Source organism: Paraburkholderia sp. AV2 (assembly GCF_054968425.1).
Window position 1 is genome coordinate 48,291 of record NZ_JBANLK010000025.1, and the last position, 18,383, is coordinate 66,673.

17 protein-coding genes are annotated in these 18,383 nt (G+C 67.7%); 7 read left to right on the forward strand and 10 right to left on the reverse strand.

All coding sequences use genetic code 11. The features are described from left to right. Positions 1-7: 7 nt before the first annotated feature. Entirely contained in the window at positions 8-406 is a 399-nt protein-coding gene (locus V8683_RS18160) for a GFA family protein (RefSeq protein ID WP_411190727.1), read from the reverse strand. A gap of 266 nt (positions 407-672) precedes the next feature. Between V8683_RS18160 and V8683_RS18165 the strand changes: the two genes are divergently transcribed. Together V8683_RS18165 and V8683_RS18170 are read left to right on the forward strand one after the other, a co-directional pair. Next, positions 673-1,755: a catalase family peroxidase gene (locus V8683_RS18165; RefSeq protein ID WP_411190726.1), complete on the forward strand. Its 1,083-nt coding sequence runs from the start codon at positions 673-675 to the stop codon at positions 1,753-1,755. Continuing rightward, complete coding sequence (locus tag V8683_RS18170) at positions 1,752-2,297, forward strand: cytochrome b (RefSeq protein ID WP_411190725.1); 546 nt, start codon at positions 1,752-1,754, stop codon at positions 2,295-2,297. The genes V8683_RS18165 and V8683_RS18170 overlap by 4 nt, the downstream gene beginning before the upstream one ends. Positions 2,298-2,355: 58 nt before the next feature. On the opposite strand, the gene V8683_RS18175 is transcribed toward V8683_RS18170, so the two are convergent. The 3 genes from V8683_RS18175 to V8683_RS18185 are packed head-to-tail and all read right to left on the reverse strand — an operon-like array spanning position 2,356 to position 6,565. After that, positions 2,356-3,819, reverse strand: coding sequence for an efflux transporter outer membrane subunit (locus V8683_RS18175; RefSeq protein WP_411190724.1), 1,464 nt, complete (start codon positions 3,817-3,819; stop codon positions 2,356-2,358). Between the two features lie 18 nt (positions 3,820-3,837). Further along, positions 3,838-5,436, reverse strand: coding sequence for an MDR family MFS transporter (locus V8683_RS18180; RefSeq protein ID WP_411190723.1), 1,599 nt, complete (start codon positions 5,434-5,436; stop codon positions 3,838-3,840). Continuing rightward, on the reverse strand, positions 5,429-6,565 hold the full coding sequence (locus V8683_RS18185; protein ID WP_411190722.1) for an HlyD family secretion protein: 1,137 nt from the start codon (positions 6,563-6,565) through the stop codon (positions 5,429-5,431). The genes V8683_RS18180 and V8683_RS18185 overlap by 8 nt, the downstream gene beginning before the upstream one ends. Positions 6,566-6,659: 94 nt before the next feature. On the opposite strand from V8683_RS18185, the gene V8683_RS18190 reads away from it, so the two are divergent. The 5 genes from V8683_RS18190 (at position 6,660) to V8683_RS18210 (ending at position 11,125) form a co-directional block, all read left to right on the forward strand. After that, a complete protein-coding gene (locus tag V8683_RS18190) occupies positions 6,660-7,367 on the forward strand; it encodes a CerR family C-terminal domain-containing protein (protein ID WP_411190721.1) in 708 nt (235 codons plus the stop codon). Positions 7,368-7,431: 64 nt separating this feature from the next. Next, positions 7,432-8,085 (forward strand): LysE family translocator, encoded by a 654-nt coding sequence (locus V8683_RS18195; RefSeq protein ID WP_411190720.1) that lies wholly within the window; start codon positions 7,432-7,434, stop codon positions 8,083-8,085. A gap of 160 nt (positions 8,086-8,245) precedes the next feature. Continuing rightward, positions 8,246-9,796 (forward strand): rhomboid family intramembrane serine protease, encoded by a 1,551-nt coding sequence (locus tag V8683_RS18200; protein WP_411190719.1) that lies wholly within the window; start codon positions 8,246-8,248, stop codon positions 9,794-9,796. A 96-nt stretch (positions 9,797-9,892) separates the two neighbouring features. After that, positions 9,893-10,459 (forward strand): TetR/AcrR family transcriptional regulator, encoded by a 567-nt coding sequence (locus tag V8683_RS18205; RefSeq protein WP_411190718.1) that lies wholly within the window; start codon positions 9,893-9,895, stop codon positions 10,457-10,459. A 240-nt stretch (positions 10,460-10,699) separates the two neighbouring features. After that, on the forward strand, positions 10,700-11,125 hold the full coding sequence (locus V8683_RS18210) for an organic hydroperoxide resistance protein (RefSeq protein WP_411190717.1): 426 nt from the start codon (positions 10,700-10,702) through the stop codon (positions 11,123-11,125). 105 nt (positions 11,126-11,230) lie between these two features. Here V8683_RS18210 and V8683_RS18215 read toward each other — a convergent pair whose 3' ends face one another. Genes V8683_RS18215 through V8683_RS18240 form a run of 6 tightly spaced genes read right to left on the reverse strand, consistent with a single transcriptional unit; the run spans position 11,231 to position 18,120 of the window. Then, on the reverse strand, positions 11,231-12,787 hold the full coding sequence (locus V8683_RS18215) for a UxaA family hydrolase (protein ID WP_411190716.1): 1,557 nt from the start codon (positions 12,785-12,787) through the stop codon (positions 11,231-11,233). Further along, positions 12,784-13,704: an SMP-30/gluconolactonase/LRE family protein gene (locus V8683_RS18220; RefSeq protein ID WP_411190715.1), complete on the reverse strand. Its 921-nt coding sequence runs from the start codon at positions 13,702-13,704 to the stop codon at positions 12,784-12,786. Before V8683_RS18220 ends, V8683_RS18215 begins: the two co-directional genes overlap by 4 nt. Positions 13,705-13,759: 55 nt before the next feature. Next, positions 13,760-14,716: an ABC transporter permease gene (locus V8683_RS18225; RefSeq protein ID WP_411190714.1), complete on the reverse strand. Its 957-nt coding sequence runs from the start codon at positions 14,714-14,716 to the stop codon at positions 13,760-13,762. Next, on the reverse strand, positions 14,713-15,651 hold the full coding sequence (locus V8683_RS18230) for an ABC transporter permease (RefSeq protein ID WP_027794698.1): 939 nt from the start codon (positions 15,649-15,651) through the stop codon (positions 14,713-14,715). Before V8683_RS18230 ends, V8683_RS18225 begins: the two co-directional genes overlap by 4 nt. After that, positions 15,648-17,177: an ATP-binding cassette domain-containing protein gene (locus V8683_RS18235; RefSeq protein WP_411190713.1), complete on the reverse strand. Its 1,530-nt coding sequence runs from the start codon at positions 17,175-17,177 to the stop codon at positions 15,648-15,650. Before V8683_RS18235 ends, V8683_RS18230 begins: the two co-directional genes overlap by 4 nt. A 13-nt stretch (positions 17,178-17,190) precedes the next feature. After that, entirely contained in the window at positions 17,191-18,120 is a 930-nt protein-coding gene (locus V8683_RS18240; protein ID WP_411192478.1) for an ABC transporter substrate-binding protein, read from the reverse strand. Between the last annotated feature and the right edge of the window lie 263 nt (positions 18,121-18,383).

Genomic DNA, 18,383 nt, shown 5'->3' on the forward strand with positions numbered 1-18,383 from the left:
TCGGGCGTCAGGGCTCGGGCAGCGCGCGCGGATGCTCCGGCAGCCCGTCCGCCAGCCGCACCCACGCGAGCTTCTGCAACGTCCAGGTGTGATGGGCGGGCGCCACCTCGTCGGGATGATCGAGGCTTCCGGTCGTCACGTCCACCTCGTCGGTGAACGTGGCGTGCCGGTAGGTCAGCGGCGTTCCGCACTGCCCGCAGAACGAGCGCTCCACACCGGGACTCGATGCGATCACGCGCGGAATGCCCACGACAAAACGAAAATCGCCGAGGCGCACGCTCATCCAGGCGGTAAACGGCGCCCCCGACGTACGCCGGCAATCGGCGCAATGGCATACCGTGCAGTCAACAGGCTCACCCTCGATCTCATAGCGGATCTGTCCGCAAAAACAGCCACCGGTCAGCATGGTTTCCTCCCTGGCCAGACGAGGCGCACGCCTCACGTGTACAGTTCATCGAAAGCGTTCGATGAACTTTTAAACGACCGTCCGGCACACGCAAACGCCATGCCGACCCTGCGGATGGAATAGACCCGCGGGTTCCCTGTTCACCCGGTATCGGCCACACGGCCTTCCACGGGACCGACCATGTCATTCCTTTCCCTTCACTGCCCGGTGAGTGCCGCGCGCTTTCCGCGCACGCGCCCTCCCGCGCTGTTGCGTGGAGCACGGCCATGAACCGCGCACCGATCTGCGTTCCGTGCCGTCTCGCGGCCATCGCCGCCGTGGTCGCGGGCGCGGCCGGCGCCTTCGCGTGGACCGCGGGATGGCTCGCGCCCCATCGCGTGAGCGCCCCCCGGTTCGTCAACACCTTCGAAACGAACTATGGCATCCACCCGGGTTTCAGGCGCAATCATGCCAAGGGCCTGTGCGTGGCCGGCTGGTTCGAGAGCAACGGCAACGGCGCGAGCGTCTCGCGCGCCGAGGTCTTCGCGCCGGGCCGCACGGCCGTCATCGGGCGCTTCGCGATTCCGGGCAGCAATCCATCCGCGCCCGACGCCAGCACGCCGGTGCGCAGCATGGCGCTGCTGTTCCAGCAGCAGGACGGCGAGCAGTGGCGTACGGGCATGAACTCGACCCCCGTGTTCGCCGTGCATACGCCGCGGCAATTCCTGCAGCAACTCGTGGCCGCGCGGCCCGACCCGGCCACCGGCAAGCCGGACCCGGCGAAGCTGGATGCGTTCTTCCGCGCGAACCCGGATACACTACCGTTCCGCCAGTGGGTGAAGGCCCACCCACCCGCGTCGAGCTTCGCGAACACCGCGTTTTACAGCATCAACGCGTTCGTCGCGACCGACGCGAACGGCCAGCAGCACGCGATCCGCTGGGAAACGGTCCCCGAGGCGCCGTACGCGCCGCAAACGGCCGGGCAAAAAGCCCAGCCCGATTTTCTCGCCGACGACCTCGCCGCACGCCTCGCCCAGGGACCGCTGCGCTGGCACCTCGTGATCACGGTGGCTCAACCCGGCGACCCCACCGACAATGCGACCGAGGCATGGCCGGCCGACCGCCCGCGCATCGACGCGGGCACGCTGGTGCTGCAAAGCGCGTCGCCACAGAGCGATGGCGCGTGCCGCGACGTCAACTACGATCCGACGATCCTCCCCGCCGGCCTCGCGCCCTCCCGCGATCCGCTGCTCGCGGCACGCTCCGCCGCCTATGCCGTTTCGTACAACCGCCGCACGCGCGAGATCGCGCAAGGCGCCCAATCGAAAGAAAATTCGCAGGGACAATCCCAGGGAGACCCGCAGCCATGAAGCCGCCCCGCCGCCATTTCAGCGCGCCTTCGCGCCTCCTGCACTGGACCATGGCAGTCCTGATCATGACGATGCTGTTCGTGGGTGTGGGCATGGTTTCGACGGTCTCGCGGCTGCACCTCACGCTCGTCGCGCTGCATCGCCCTCTTGGCATGGCGCTGCTCGCGCTCGTGATCGTGCGCGCGGGGGTACGGCTTGCTTGCGGCGCTCCCCCGCTACCCGCCGACCTGCCGGGCTGGCAACGCCTGGGCGCCTACGCCTCGCATCTCGCGCTTTACGGGTTGATGGTGGCCATGCCGCTCGTGGGCTGGTCCATGTTGTCCGCCGGGGGCTTTCCTGTCGTGATGGCGGGCAGCTTCCATCTGCCGCCCATCATGCCGCGCAACGTCACGCTCTATGCGGTTCTGCGCACGGCGCACACGTGGCTCGCCTTCGCACTCTTTGCGACTGTGCTGCTGCATCTGGGCGCCGCGCTCTTTCATGCGTGGATCCGGCGCGACGGCGTGATGGCGAGCATGGCGCGCGGCGAGCCGCACGCATGAGGGCGAAGCTCGCGTTCGCGCCGCGAGCCCTGCAACCCGGTTTGCGGCCTGCTCCGCCTCAGCCCGGCGAGGCGGGCTTCCAGCCCAACCCAAGGCTCTTCTGCAGCGAAACGAAGTCCTTGAGCAGTTCTGCCTGCCCCGCCACCACGTCCTGCTGCGAGAGGAATTCGGCGCGTTGCGTATCGAGCAGATCGACGAGGCTGGAGGTGCCCGCCCGGTAGCGTTCGCGCATGAGCGTCGCGGAACGCTGCGCCGACGCCTGGACCTGCTGCAGCGTCGCGAGGTGCTCGCGCTGGTAGCCGTAGCGCGAGAGCGACGCGTTGGCATCCTGCAGCGCCGCGAGCACGGCCTTTTCGTAGCGCGCCTCGGCTTCGTCGCGCGAGGCCTCGGCGCCATGCACGGCGCCCAGCGTGCGGCCGAAGTCGAACACGTTCCACTGCAGATAAGGCGCGCCCACCCAACTGAAATTGCTCTTGCGCATCAGATGGCCCGGATCGGCGGCCGTGAAGCCGAGATCGCCGAAGAGCGTGAGCTTGGGCAAAAAGTCGGCGATATGTTCGCCGATCTGCGCATTGCTCGACGCAAGCCGGCGTTCCGCGGCGCGAATGTCCGGGCGTTGCGCCAGCATGGCCGAAGGATCGCTTACCGGCACCGAGGCGGGCATGGTAGGCAGCGGCTGCGGCGCTGCGAGCTCCGCGTCGAGCGCGCCCGGCGCCTTCCCTGTGAGTACCGCCAACTGGTCGAGCGAAATTTCGATCTGGGCCGCCAGCGGCGTGATGGTCGAACGCGTGTTCTCCACCTGCGTCGTCAATCGCTCGACGTCGACTTCGGCCGCCGTGCCGCCCGCGCGGCGCTGCTCGGTGAGCGTGAGCATCTGCTGCTGCAGCCCGGCCGTGCGCTGCGCGATGGCAAGACGCTGCTGCTGGTCGCGCAGGTCGATATAAGCCTGCGCGACTTCCGCCGCGAGCGAGACCTGGGCGTCGGCGAGATCGGCGTCGACCGCGTCGGCCTCGTCGCTCGCGGCCTCGATCGCGCGGCGCGTGCCGCCGAACAGGTCGATTTCCCATGTGGCGTCGAAGCCCGCTGTATAGAACTGCAGCGGACCGCCTCCGCTCGAGCCGCCCTGCGAGGAGAACGCGCCGAGATTCGGCTCGCGCATGCGCACCGCCGCGGCGTCGGCCGACACCTTCGGCAATTCGTTCGCGCGCTGCTGCTGAAGCTGCGCCCGCGATTCGCGCAGCCGCGCCTGCGCCGCACGCAGGTCCGGGTTATGCGCGAAGGCCGCGTCGATCAGCGCATTCAGTTGCGGATCGTTCAGCGCGAGCCACCACGCATCGGGCGCGGGCGACGGCACGAAGCCCTTCGCGGGCGTGCGCACGAAGGTGGCCGCGCTGGCGGCCTCCGGCGCGACCGCGGGCGCGCCGCGGTAGTCGGGGCCGACGGTGCAGGCCGCAAGCGCGCACGCGGCGGCGATGACCGTGAGCGGCGCAAGAGAGAAGCGAGAAAAGCGAAATGCCGTCATGAGAGCGGAAAGGAAACGTCAGTGGCCGGCGGACGGCGCCTTCGCGCCGGGCTGGGGCTTCTTGAGCAGGAGCGCGAGCGGAATGCAGGCCGCCAGCGCGATGCCGAGCACGTAGAATGTTTCGGAGTACGTGATGACCATCGCTTGCTGCTGGATCTGCGCCGCGATCTGGCCGAGCGAGCGCATCTGCGAATACGCCATGTCGCCGGTCTGCGCGAACCAGTTGGCGGCATTCGCGGCCACGCGGTCCTGCGCGATCAGCGAGTTCGCGCTGACGGAATCGCGCAGCATGGCCGTATGGAAAGTCTCGCGCCGGTCGATCAGGGTGCCGATGATCGCGAGCCCGACCGACCCGCCCAGATTGCGCGCCATGTTGTAAAGACCGGCCGCGTCGCCCGAGTCTTCGCGCGCGACGGCTGCCATCGAAGCCTGATTGAGCGGCATCATCGCGAGCACCTGGGCGCCGCCGCGTATCAGTTGCGACCAGACGAAATCGTGGCCCACGCTCTGCGCCGTGAGCGAGATGTCGAGCATGCAGGAGAACGAGAACATCAGGAGCCCGCCCACCACGAGCACGCGAAAATCCATCTTGCCCAGCAGGCGCGGCAAGATGGGCATCATGAGGAAGGCCGGCAGGCCCGAGAGCAGCATGATGCCGCCCGACTGCTCCGCGTTGTAGCCCGCAACGAGGCTCAGGAACTGCGGCAGCAGATACGAAATGCCGTAGAGACCCGCGCCCACCGCGAAGACGATGATGATCACGCTCGCATAGCGTGGATTGCGCATGAGCGAGAGCCGCAGGATGGGCTTTTTCGCCGTGAACTGCGACAGCGCGATCAGCGCCATGCCGGCGAGCGAGATCCAGGTCAGCGTGACGATCGTGCTGGACTCGAACCACTGCTCGCGCTGCCCCTCCTCGAGCACGACGGTAAGCGAGCTCAAACCGATCGCGAGACCCACGATGCCGAGCCAGTCGGCCTTGAAGAAGGCCTCCCAGTGCGGGCGGTCGGGTTCGAGCCCCACCACCAGCAGCGTGATCAGCGCGAGGCACACCGGCAGGTTGATGAAGAAGCACCAGCTCCAACTGATGTTCTCGGCGAGCCAGCCCCCTACCACCGGCCCGAGCAAGGGCCCCAGCAGTACGATCAGCCCGAACACCGTCATGCCCACGGGCAGTTGCGAAAGCGGCAGCCGCGTGCGGATGATGGTCTGCCCGGTGGGAATCATCGCGCCGCCCGTGAAGCCCTGGCCAATGCGGCCGGCGATCATCGCAGGCAGCGTGTGCGACCAGCCGCACATCATCGAGAACGCAATGAAGAGCGCCGAGTTCGCGAGCAGGAAATTTCGCAGTCCGAATACGCGCGTGAGCCACGCGGCCAGCGGAATCATCACGATCTCGGACATCAGATAGCCCGTGGAGATCCACGTGCCCTCGGTGCCGGTCGCGCCGATCTCGCCCTGAATCTGCGGCAGCGCCGAATTCGTGATCGAGATGTCGAGCGTGGCCATCAGCGCGCCGAGCGCGCCCGCGGCGACGGCGATCCAGTCGGCCGCGCTCGCGCGCTCGCCGTGCGGATGCGGCGCGGACGGCGCGGAATGGGCGGAAGCCTCAGCCACGATGATTCTCGTTGTCGAGGCGGCGGTCGTCGTCGCGAGCCGAACGCGTGTCCACGTCCACGGTCACCGACATGCCCGGCAGCAGCAGCTTGCGTGTCTGCGGCCCGGTATCGATGCGGATGCGCACCGGCACGCGCTGCACGATCTTCGTGAAGTTGCCGGTGGCGTTCTCGGGCGGCAGCAACGCGAACTGCGAACCGGTGCCCGGCGAGAAGCTGTCCACCACGCCGTGCAGCGTGTGGCCCGGCAGCGCATCCACGTGCAGTTCGACGGGCTGGCCCACGCGCATGCGGCCGATCTGCGTTTCCTTGAAGTTGGCTTCGAGATAGGTGCTCTGCACGGGCACGACGCTGAGCATGCGCGTGCCGGGCTGGACGTACTGGCCCACGCGCACCGTGCGGTCGCCCACGCGCCCGTCGAGCGCGCTCTTCACGACCGTATTGTCGAGATCGAGCTTCGACTGCGCCGCATTCGCACGCGCCGCCTCGAGTTGCGCGCGCGCCTGCGCGAGCTCCGCCGTGAGCGCGCCGATCTGCGAACGCGCGGCGTCCACGGCGGCGCCGTCGGCCGCCAGCGTGGCCTGCGCCTGATCGCGCGTGCTGGTGAGTTCGGCCAGCCGCTCCGTGGTTTCCGCGCCGGTCGCGGCGAGCGGCGTGTAGCGCGCCACCTCGTCGCGTGCGTGGCGCAGGCTCACGCGCGCCACCTGTTCCTGCGCCTCGGCCTGCGCGATGTTCGCGTGCTGCTGGTCGATCTGCGCCTGCGCGTGCTGGATGTCGGCCTCGCGCGCGTCCACGGTGGCCGCGGCCTGATCGAGCGAGACCTGGTACTGCCGCGCGTCGAGCTTCACGAGCGGATCGCCGGCCTTCACCGCCTGGTTGTCGGCCACGTACACGTCGGTCACGTAGCCGCTCACCTTCGGCGCGATCGTCACGCTGTCGGCCTGCAGATAGGCGTCGTCGGTCGTTTCGATAAAGCGGCCGACCAGCCACCAGTGCCCGAGCCAGACCGCGCCGGCCACGAGGGCGACCAGCGCCATGCCGATCAGAAACATTCGCTTCGCACCGCCTCGCGCGGGCGTGATCACTTCGTCCGCCACCTCGCGCCCCGGTGCGCCTGCCGTCGTTGACATGTTTTCGGTCCAAATTATTCCAATCGGAATAATTATTCCATTCGGAAAAATTGTGTCAAGTGATATATTTCGAAATGAGCTTGCAAGGGGAGTTATGAACGAGAGCAAGAGACTGCGCCGGCCGCCGGCGGGCGGCTATGCACGCGGCGACGAAACGCGCCGCAAGATCATCGAGGCCGCGATCGGCCTGTTTGGCCAGCAGGGTTTCGACGGCGCCTCCACGCGCGAGATCGCCGCGCGGGCGGGCGTCAACGCGCCGGCGCTGCAGTACTACTTCGAGAACAAGGAAGGGCTTTACCGCGCCTGCGCGGAATGGATCGCCGACGAGTCGTGGCAGGCCTTCGAGCCCGCCGTGCTGCGCGCGCGCGAAGTCCTCTCGGCCGAGGCCGGCGACGAAGCGCTCGTCGAAGCCTTCATCGGCATCCAGATGGCCGTGGCCGACCGCACCTTCATCAAGCACCACGAGCCGGACGCACGGCTCTTCTTCGCGCGCGAGCAAGGCGGCGGCGAGCCCGAGATCGGCTCCCAGGTCCTGCGCGAACGCGTGCGCGAGCCGCTCAATGCCGTGAACATGGCGCTGCTCGCGCGCATGACGGGCACCCCCGCCGACGACCCGCGCACCGCCGTGCGCATGCTGAGCCTGTACGGGCAGTTCCTGCTCTTTCACATTGCCCGGCGCTCGACGCTCTCGATGCTGCAGTGGGACGACATCGACGCGGAAAAGGCCGAGTTCGTGAAGGCCACGGTCCGCGAGCAGACGCGCCTGCTGCTCACGCACTGGATCCGCGAGCGCAAAGCCTGATCGGGCGCGGCCGGCCGCGGCCCCCTGTGCTAACGTAGGCGCTCCCCTCGCCGGAAGTCACGCCATGTCCCCTTATGCCGCCGTCGCCAGCATTCTCGCCGCCGTCCTGCTCGGCGCCATGAGCCCCGGACCCAGCTTCGTGCTGGTCGCCCGCAACGCCATCGGCCTCTCGCGCCGCGACGGCGTCGCCACCGCATTCGGCATGGGCGCGGGCGCGATCTGCTTCGCCGGCATTGCGCTAGCCGGACTGTATACCGTGCTCACGGCCGTTACCTGGCTCTATGCTGGCCTCAAGATCGCGGGCGGCCTCTACCTGCTTTACATCGCCCGGCGCATCTGGCGCGGCGCCGGCCAGCCCGTCACGATGGACCGTACGTCAGGCACGCCCGGCGCCCCCGGTGCGTCCTGCCGCCCGGGCAGGTCGTTCTGGATGGGCCTCAGCACCCAGCTCAGCAATCCGAAGACCGCCATCGCCTACGGCAGCATCTTCGTGGCGCTGCTGCCCCAGCATCCGCCGCTCTGGTGCTACTTCGCGCTGCCGCCCTTCGTCTTCGCGATCGAGACCGGCTGGTACACCGTCGTCGCCCTGTCTTTCTCGAGCCAGCGGCCGCGCGAACTCTACCTGCGGGCCAAGCGCTGGATCGACCGGCTCGCCGCGAGCGCGATCGCCGCGCTCGGCCTGCGTCTCATCCTGACCGCGGGACACCGCGGCCTCTGACCCCCTAAAGCCTCACGCGCCAACTGCCGTTATTGGAGCGGAACGGCGCAGCACGATCGTGCTGCGCCGCGCCATGACGTCCATCCAGACCGCATCGATCCCGCGGTGCGATGGGCCGAGCCGTCCGTCCAACAAGCGGAAATAACGGAAGTACGCGCGCATGAGTCTTCAGGAATCCCGGTCATTCCCGTCAGCTCCCCCGTCGGCGCAGCGGCTCGGCACGTCTGCCGAGCGCTTCGAAATCGCGCTCGGCACCTCTCCCTCGCGGCGCGCCGGCGAGACACGCTCGCGGACGGCGCGTTCGTTCAAGGCGCACGGCGCGATCCTGTTCGACGGCGCCGGCGTTCACCTCGTCGCACTCGAGACGGGGCTGCTGGGCGGCGTCAGCGAGACCGACTTGCGCTTTTCGCGGGCGGACGTGCGCGACGTTGTCGTCGACGGCCGTGTGGTGAGCTTCGACGTGGCGCCGCCCGCGCGCGAACCCCGCACGCTCGTCCTGCGCGCGCGATCACGCACCGAAGCGCGCGCGCTGGCCGCGCGGCTGCCCGCCATCACGACGCCCGCGTTCGCCGCCGAAGCCGCCGCGCTCGACCGCTATCTCGACGGCATCGAAGCGCGCGCCGGACACGCCCGCGTGACGTGGGCACTCGTCGCGCTGAACCTGCTCGTCTATCTGGCCATGCTCGCGACGGGCGGCGGCTTCCCCAACACCGGCGCGGCGACGGCCCTCGCATTCGGCTCGAATTTCGGCCCCGATACGCTCGGCGGCCAGTGGTGGCGCCTCGTCACCGCGCTCTTCGTCCACTGGAGCGTCCTCCACCTCGTCTTCAACATGGCGGCGCTCGCGCTGGCCGGCCGCGTGGTCGAACGGCTCTACGGACATGCGCGCTTCGCGGCGCTGTATCTGTGCGCGGGCGTCGTCGCGAGCCTCGCCAGCCTCTGCTGGCACGCCACACTCGACAGCGCCGGCGCTTCCGGCGCGATCTTCGGCGTGCTCGGCGCCCTCGTCGCCCACGCGCTGCGCTACCCGTCCAGCCTGCCGCGCGCGCACCTGCGCCAGCGCCTCGCGATGGCGCTGACCGTCGTCGGCTATGGCCTCTTCAACGGCCTGCGCGCGCAGCGCATCGACCATGCCGCGCACATCGGCGGGCTCCTCGCGGGCTTCGCGCTTGGCTGGGTGCTCGCGCGGCCCTTCGACGAGCGCGAGCAGCACGGCCGCGATCCGCACGACGCGCTGTACCTCGCAACCGGGCTCGCGGCGTTTGCGTGCGCGGCCCTCTGGCTGCAGGCCGTACGCGCCAACGCGAGCTTTGAAGCGCGTGCCGAGCTAACGTTTGCGGCCGTGATGCAGCAGGACGCGTTCGACGAACAACGCGCCGTGGACGACCTGCGCGGAATCGTTCAACCGGCGGGTTCAGTTGGGCGGCCGGGTCAACTGGCGACACGCATTCGCAACGACGTCTGGCCCGAATGGCACGCGCTGCGCACGCGGCTCGCCGCCGCCGCGCTGCCGCCCGGCTCGCCGCGCACCGCCTGGCGCGACGCCAGGCTGCGCTATTACGACGACATGGAGCGCAGCATGCTCGGCTTCGCCGATCTCGCGTCGCTGCGCGACAAGCCCGCTGCGGCTGTGGCCGACCGGATCAGGGTGCTGATCGCCGACGCCGAACGCGAACGCGCCGCAGCGGACCGCGCTCTCGCGGCGCCCTGACACCTGACGCGGACTGAGACCGACCCGCGGCATCCAGATGCAAATCGTTTCACGACGCTCTTGACAATCTACCTTCCAGTAGATAAAGTTTTGTCCATGGAAACGAAATTGACCGTCCGCGAACAGATTCTGGACCACGCCATCACGCTGATGATGCTGCGCGGCTACAACGGGTTTAGCTATCGCGACCTCTCCAGCCTGGTGGGCGTGAAGACGTCGAGCATCCACTACTATTTCCCGTCGAAGGACGATCTGGTGCTCGAAGCAGTTCACCAGTACAGCGGCGAAGTGATGGCGGGTCTGCAGGCGATCAATCCGGACCTCTCTGCGGAGGCGAAGCTCGGGGCCTACACGAAGCTGTTCGGCAAGACGCTGGGGGACGGCAACCAGATCTGCCTGTGCGGCATGCTGGCGGCCGATATCGAGTCGCTGCCCGAGAACATCCGCGAGGCAATTCAGGCGTTTTTCCGCGCCAACGAAAGCTGGCTCGCCAAGGTGCTCGCGGCGGGCGCGGCGGAAGGCACGCTCGTGACCCACGGCAGTCCGGAAAGTGCGGCGCGCACGCTGTTCGCGGCGCTGCAGGGCAGCGTGATCGCGAGCCGGCTGTTTCATACGAAGTCGCGCCTCGAAGACGTGAGCGCGATGTGGAGAAAGGCTGCCTGAAGGCAGCCGGAAGATGGGAAGCGAGGCGGCCAGCCGCTTCTTTTCATGCAGCAATATCTATCTTCTGATAGATAGTTTCAGGAAGAGCCTCATGAAGAAGTCGATCGGCGTACCCCGGCCCACAGGCACACCGCCTGCGCCGGCCGCGCAACGACTCGCGGGATTCACGTCCGGCGACTACCCTTCCTGAGGATCAGCCCAGCAGTCCACTTCAACCGCAGTACCCAACCGGAGTCTGTCATGTCGATCGAAAAGGTTCTCTACACCGCCCACGCCCATGTCACCGGAGGCCGTGACGGCCGTGCCGTGGTGCCCGCCAGCAACCTCGACCTCAAGCTGACCACGCCGCGCGAGCTGGGTGGCGCCGGTGGTGACGGGACGAACCCCGAGCAGTTGTTCGCCGCCGGCTACAGCGCGTGCTTCATCGGCGCGATGAAATTCGTCGCGGCACGCGACAAGATCGCGATTCCAGCCGACGCCGCCGTGGACGGCAGCGTGGGCATCGGCCAGATTCCGAATGGCTTCGGCATCGAGGTCGAGCTGAAGATCTCGCTGCCGGGCCTGGACCGCGCCGAGGCTCAAGCGCTCGTGGACAAGGCCCACATCGTGTGCCCGTACTCGAACGCCACGCGCGGCAACATCGACGTCACGCTCACGATCGTCTGAAGCGTCGGCGCAACGGGGCGCGGACCGGGTTCGGGCCTCGCGGCCCGATGCGCCCATGCAGCCGGCTCGCGTGACAGTCAAGGTGCGGCGCGCGAGCCGGCTCACTCACATAACCGCCCCCAACTGCCACGGCACGAATTCATTCTGGCCGTAGCCGTGTTGCTCGCTTTTCGAGCGCTGGCCGGAGGCCGTCGCTAGCATCAACTCGAAGATTGCCGCACCGACTTCGTCCACGCTTTGTTCGCCGTCCAGAATGGTTCCGCAGTTCAGGTCGATGTCCTCTTCCTGGCGGCGCCACAGCGTGCTGTTGGTGCCGAACTTCAGCGACGGTGAGGGCGCGCAGCCATACGCCGAGCCGCGCCCGGTCGTGAAGCAGATCAGGTTAGCGCCGCCGGCCACCTGGCCCGTAGCGGAGACGGGATCGTAGCCCGGCGTATCCATGAACACGAGCCCGTGCTCGCGCACCGGCTGCGCATACTCGTAAGTTTGAACGAGCTGCGTCGTGCCGCCCTTCGCCACCGCGCCGAGAGATTTTTCGAGGATCGTCGTCAACCCGCCCGCCTTGTTGCCGGCGGATGGATTGTTGTTCATGTTCGCCTCCATGCGCGCGCAATACGCCTCCCACCAGCGGATGCGCGCGACCAGCTTCTCGCCGACCTCGCGCGAAGCGGCGCGACGCGTCAACAAATGCTCCGCGCCGTAGATCTCGGGCGTTTCGGAAAGGATCGCCGTGCCGCCGTGGGCGACCAGCCGGTCCACGGCCGAGCCCAACGCCGGGTTCGCGGTGATGCCCGAATAGCCGTCCGAACCGCCGCACTGCAGCCCCACCATCAGATGACGCGCCTCCACCGGCTCGCGCGTCACGCGGTTCGCCTCGGCGAGCAGCGCGCGCACGCGTTCGATCCCCGCCGCGACCGTGCGCGCCGTGCCGCCGGTCTGCTGGATCGTCATCGTCGCGAGCTGTGCGCCGCGTTCCAGATGCTCCGCTTCGACGAGTCCGTCGATCTGGTTGGTTTCGCAGCCAAGCCCAACGATCAGGACTGCAAAGAAATTGGGATGCCGCGCATAACCCGCCAGCGTGCGGCGCAACACGTCAATCGGCTCGCCTTCCGAGGCGAGCGCGCAGCCCTGGCCGTGCGTGAGTGCCACCACGCCATCCACGTTCGGAAACGCTTCGAGCGCCTCGGGATGAATGTCACGGCGAAAGTGATCGGCAATCGCGCGCGCAACCGTGGCCGAGCAGTTGACGGACGTCAGGATGCCGATGTAATTGCGCGTCGCGACGCGGCCGTCCGCGCGACGGATGCCTAAAAACGTCGCGGGCTGTGCGGCGCGCGGCGTGTCGTGGGCGTCGACGCCGAACGCATAGTCGCGCTCGAACTCGCCCATCGAGAGATTATGCGTATGGACGTGCTCGCCGCATCGTATCGGCCGGCTCGCGAAGCCGATGATCTGCCCATACCGACGCACCGGCGCGCCCTGCGCTACGTCGCGAACCGCCACCTTGTGGCCGGGTGGAATGAGGCCAGCCACGACGCGCTCGCCGTCGATGGAGGCCCCAGGCAGCAGTTGTTCGCGCGCGATCGCGACGTCGTCGCGCGGATCGAGCAAGATCAGCGAAGCCGACAGTTTCGGCACCGGCGGAAGATGAGGCAGGTTCATTGCTGTCCTCCCGCATGCGCGCCGCGCACGCCCACATACAGCGAGTACACCGACGTGCTGGCCGCGATGAAGAGGCGATTGCGCTTCGGTCCGCCGAACACGAGATTCGCCACGGTCTCGGGCACGAGTATTTTGCCGAGCAGCGTGCCGTCGGGTGCGTAGCAATGGATGCCGTCGCCCGCGCTGGTCCAGACATTGCCGTGTTCGTCCACGCGCATGCCGTCCGGCACGCCCGGCGAGACGTCGGCAAAGACGCGGCCGTTGCGCAAGCGGCCCTGCGCGTCCACGTCGAACACGCGGATATGGTGCGGGCCGTGCTCGATGTGCGAGGCGCCGGAATCGGCTACGTAGAGGCGCGACTCGTCGGGCGAGAACGCGAGGCCATTGGGCTTCGCGAAGTCGTCGGCCACGCGCGCCACCGCGCCGGTGTCGGGCGCCACGCGGTACACATGGCACGCGCCAATCTCGCTCGGTGCGCGATAGCCTTCGTAGTCGCTGAGAATGCCGTAGTCCGGATCGGTGAACCAGACCGAACCGTCCGAATGCACGACAGCGTCGTTCGGCGAATTCAGCCGGCGGCCGTCGTAGCGGTCGGCAATTACAGTGATGCGGCCGTCGTGCTCCGTGCGCGTCACTCGTCGTGCACCGTGCTCGCAGGTGACGAGCCGGCTTTCCCGGTCCAGCGTGTTGCCGTTGCTGAAGTTCGAGTTGGCGCGAAACACCCCCGTGCCGATGCCGGGCACCCAGCGCATCATGCGGTTATTGGGAATGTCGCTCCAGACCAGAAACTCGCCGGCCGGAAACCACACCGGACCTTCGGCCCACATGCATCCGCCCGCGAGCTTTTCGAACTGCGCGTTCGGCTGAAGCAGCGCGCGAAAGCGCGCATCGTGGACTTCATACTCGTTGGGATTCATGGTTTATTCCTGGTTCCTGAGGTAATCGTTACGCTCCAAAGCGCTCATGTGCCGTTCACTGGCGCACCCTGCGCCCGCTCGCCACGACAACGGCAATGATAAGGACTCCGTAGACGATCGAACGTATGCCTGCCCCGGCGCCCAGCGCATTGAGCATCGCATTGGTGAGGTACAGGAATAGCGATGCCCCCCACACGCCCGCCACGGTGCCCTTGCCGCCCGCCACCTGCGTGCCGCCGATCACGACCACCGCTACGGAGATCAGCATGTATTCCACGCCCATGTCGAGCGCGGCGCCGCCCGACACGGCCGCGAGCAGCAGCCCGGTCAACGCGGCAATGATCGCGGAAAGCACGTAGGTCACGCACCGTACGCGCTCGACCTTCACGCCCGCGAGCCACGCCGCGCGCGCATTCTGGCCGAGCGCCGAAAGGCCGCGCCCGAACACCGTGCGGTGCAGCACGAACGCCAGCGCCACCGACAACACGAGCGCAAGCCACGCCACATCGGGCAGTCCGATCATGCGCGCATTCGCGAACGCCTGCAGCGCGGGCGGCGGAGGCGGCATGCCGCGGCTCTGCGTGATCGCGACCGATTGCACGATGAAGCTCGACGAGAGCGTGGCAATGATGGGAGGAATGCGCAGCACCCGGATCAGCAGGTAGTTCGCGACGCCCACCAGCATGCCCACCGCGAGCGCGACCGCAATGCCGGCCACGATCAGGCCGTCCTGGCCTTTCATCAACTGCACGCCCAGCACGCCGCTCAGCGCGATCGCGGAGGGCATCGAGAGGTCGATATTGCCGGGGCCGGCCGTGATCACGATCATCTGGCCGAGGCCGACCAGCACCATGAAGACAGCGAACACGAGCGCGGTGGCGACGACATTGCCGGCAATCGAGAAGCCGAACACACCGGCAATCACGAGCCAGACCAGCACCGCGCCCGCGAACGACCATGCCCACGGTGCCTCCAGCGAACGAAGGCGCGCGCCGCTATCGTTGCCGCTCATCGCTGGCCTCCGCGTCGTTGCAACAGCACGCGCAGCGAAAGCACGACGATCAGGATCGCACCCTGCATGCCGACCTGCCAGTCGGGCGAAACATTGAGGAAGGCGAGAAACGAGGCCGCGAGCGTCAGCGTCGTCGCACCCAGCACGGCGCCCACCACCGAAACGCGGCCGCCGATAAACTCGCCGCCGCCCAGTATCACGGCAGCAATCGAGAGCAGCGTGTAGCGCAGCGCGAGATTCGCGTCCGCGGAGGTGGTGAGTCCCAGCAGGCAGAGCCCTGAGAGCACGCCGAAAATTCCCGCAATCCCGTACAGCAGGGCCTTGCTGCGCACCAGCGACCAGCCGAAGCGCCGCATCGCGCGCGGGTTGCCGCCCGTGCCGCGCAGCCGCACGCCAAAGGAAGAGCGCATCAGCAGCAGGTGAACCAGCACGGCGATCACCGTGGACCACAAGATCGGCGCGGCGATGAACGGCGTCTGGTAGCCCATGACCGAAGTGAGCCACACAGGGCTCGTGCCGCCCGGCGAAGGCAGCAGCAGAACGGCAAGACCGTTCCAGACGAACGAGAGTCCGAGCGTCACGACAATCGACGGGATCTGCCGGAACTCCACGAGCGCACCCACGGCCGCATACAACAGCACGCAGCCCGCGAGCGCCGCGATACCCACAAGCGGCCGGTCCACCAGCAAAGTCGCGCCGATGCAGGCGACGAGACTCACGAACGGTCCGATCGACAGATCGAGATCGTTGGCGGTGATGATCGCGAGCTGCGCCAAGGTGGCGAGCACGAGCGGCACGGCAAGGTTCAGCAGCAGGCCGATGCCGAAATAGCTGAAGGTGGTCGGCTGCAGAAAGAAGATCGGCACCAGCACGGCGACGAGCGAAAACGCGGGCAGGAGCGCACGCAGGCGGGCGCGGTCGAGCGTCCAGTTCATGCGGGCATCTCCTCGAAGCTCGCCGCAAGCAGCGATTGCTCATTGCACTCGTGGGCGTGCAGGAGCCTCGTTACACGGCCCGCGCGGAACACATAGGTCCGGTCGCAATGGGCGAACTCGTCGTTTTCGGTGGTGTACCAGATGAACGTGCGGCCGCGCGCCGCCTCCTCGCGCACGAGCCGGTAGAGCTCGTGCTTCGTGCCGATATCGACGCCGCGCGTGGGGTCGTCCATCAGGATCAGTTGCGCGTCGGAGGCCAGCGCGCGGGCGAACAGCACCTTCTGCTGATTGCCGCCGGACAGCGAAAGGATGCCGGCGCTCAGTGGCGCGCCGCGTATGCCGATGCGTTCTGTCCAGGTGTTGGCGAGCGAGCGCGCCGCACGCCGGTCGATCACGCGCGGAAACAACGAAAGCGGCGCCCTGCCCCCGCCGTCCGCGTCGCGGCGCCGGTCGAGCAGCGAGCGGATGTCGAGATTCTGGGCGATCGACCACAACGGAAACACGCCGTCGCGCGGACGGTCGCCGGCCACGAAGGCCACCCGCTCGCGGCCCTTCGTGGCCGCTTCGTAAATCGTCAGCAGGGCCTCGCTCTGCCCCTGCCCCGCGAGTCCCGCGAAGCCGATCACTTCACCGCGCGGCGCGTCGATCTGCGCCTGCGCACCGGACCCGAGCGCCCAGCGGTAGCCCGATTGCCCGCGCGCGCCGTCGCGATCCGCTTCGCGGCGCTGCGCCCCTGCCGCCTCGACGTGCAGGTCCTGGCCCATCGCGCGGATGATCGCGTCCTGCGTAATCGCCTCGCGCGGCAAGACGGCGGCCACGCGACCATCGCGCATCACCAGCACGCGCTGCGCCGCCTGCACGATTTCGCCCAGCATATGGCTGATCAGGATCGTCGCGATGCCGCGCTCGCTGGCGCGTCCGATGAAGGCCAGCAGTTGCGCGGCGGTATGCGCATCGAGACTCGAGGTCGGCTCGTCGAGAATCACGAGCTTCACGGGATCGCGCACGACCGTAAACGCACGCACAATCTCCACCATCTGCCGCTGCGTGAGCGTGAGGTCCGCGATCAGCTCGTGCCCCTTCAGGCCGTGGCCCGGAAAGATCGCGTCGAGCTGTTCGAGCATCAGGCGCGTCGCGCGGCGCCGCCAGTCGTGCCCGCTCAGTTCGGGATGCACGATCGGCATGTTCTCGGCGACGCTCAGGTTCGCGCACAGCGAGAGCTCCTGGAACACGCAGCGCACCCCGGCCGCCCGCGCCACGTTCGGATCGTAGCCCGACACCTCGCGGCCCTCGATCGTCATCGCGCCTTCGTCGGGCTGGAACACGCCGGTCAGCACGGCCATCAACGTGGACTTGCCCGCGCCGTTATGGCCGGCAATGCCCACGCATTCTCCTGCGCGAAATTCGAAGCGGATATCGGCCAGCGCCTTCACCCGGCCAAAGGTCTTGCCGATGCCGCGCAGCCCGATCAGCGCCGGTGCCGCGCCCGGCGCCAGATCCCGCTCGGCATCATGAGAGTCGGTCAATCCGTTCTCCTGACTACTTCGCGTCGACGATCTTCACGACCTCGTCCAGGCTGTACAGCTTGTTGGCGATGCCGCCCGGCGGCGTTTTCGCGAGCACGGCGTCGAGCTGGTCGGAGGTGACGGACATAAGCGGCATCTGGATATCGTGCGGCAGCTTCTTGCCCGCGAGCAGTTGCTGCGTGACCCAGAACGCGAACGTCGCGGCACCCGGCGGGATCGTCACGGAGAGCGTCTCGTAGCCGCCGTTCTTGCGCTGCTGCGCCCACCACGCGAGCTCCTCCTGGCGATTGCCGAGGATGATGATCGGCGTCGGGCGGCCCGCCGCCTTGATCGCATTCGCGGTGCCCAGGCCGTCGCCGCCCTGGGTGACCACGCCGTCGATCTTCGGCAGCGTGGGCAGGATGCCGGCCACCTGCTTCTGCGCGACCGTCTGCGTCCAGTCGCCGTGCACCGAGCCGACGATCTTCAGGCCCGGATATTTCTTGATTTCGTCGGTAATGCCGCGATGAATCTCGTCGTCCACGGACACGCCGGCGAGGCCGCGGATTTCGAGCAAATTGCCCTGGCCGTTCAGGCGCTTCGCCATGTAGTCGATCTGCATCGCGCCGAGCTGGTGAAAGTCGACCGCGATGCGGTACGCGCACGGCTCCGTTGCAATGCCGTCGAACGTGACGACGGTGACGCCCGCCGCGCACGCCTGCTTGATCACGCCGTTGAGCGCGGTGGGCGAGGCGGCGTCGATCGCGATCGCCTTGTAGCCCTGCAGGATGAGGTTCTGGATCTGCTGCGCCTGCTCGGTGGCCTGGTTCTCGGCCGTCGTGAACGTGGGCGCCGCCGCAACGATGCCGGCCTTGACGGCCGGGTCGGCCACCTCGGACCAGCTCTTGAGCATGGTCTGCCGCCAACTGTTGCCGGCGTAGTTGTTGGAAAGCGCGATCTTCATCGCCGCGGTGCTGCCGCCGGCCGCCGCCTGCGCATGGGCAGCGCCGGCAGTCACGAGGCAAAATCCGAGAACTGCAGAAGCCAGGTACGAACGCACTTGCTGTCTCCTTGTGGTCTGTTTCGGCTAACTAATATACTAGTTGAACGATCGCATGTGAGGACTTTTTTGTGCCGCCGCAGCTACGGTATTACCCCAGGGCGCGTTCATGCCCGCCTGTCACCCGACTTCTGGCCAGACTTCCGGCGGCCAGCCCGTAGAATGAA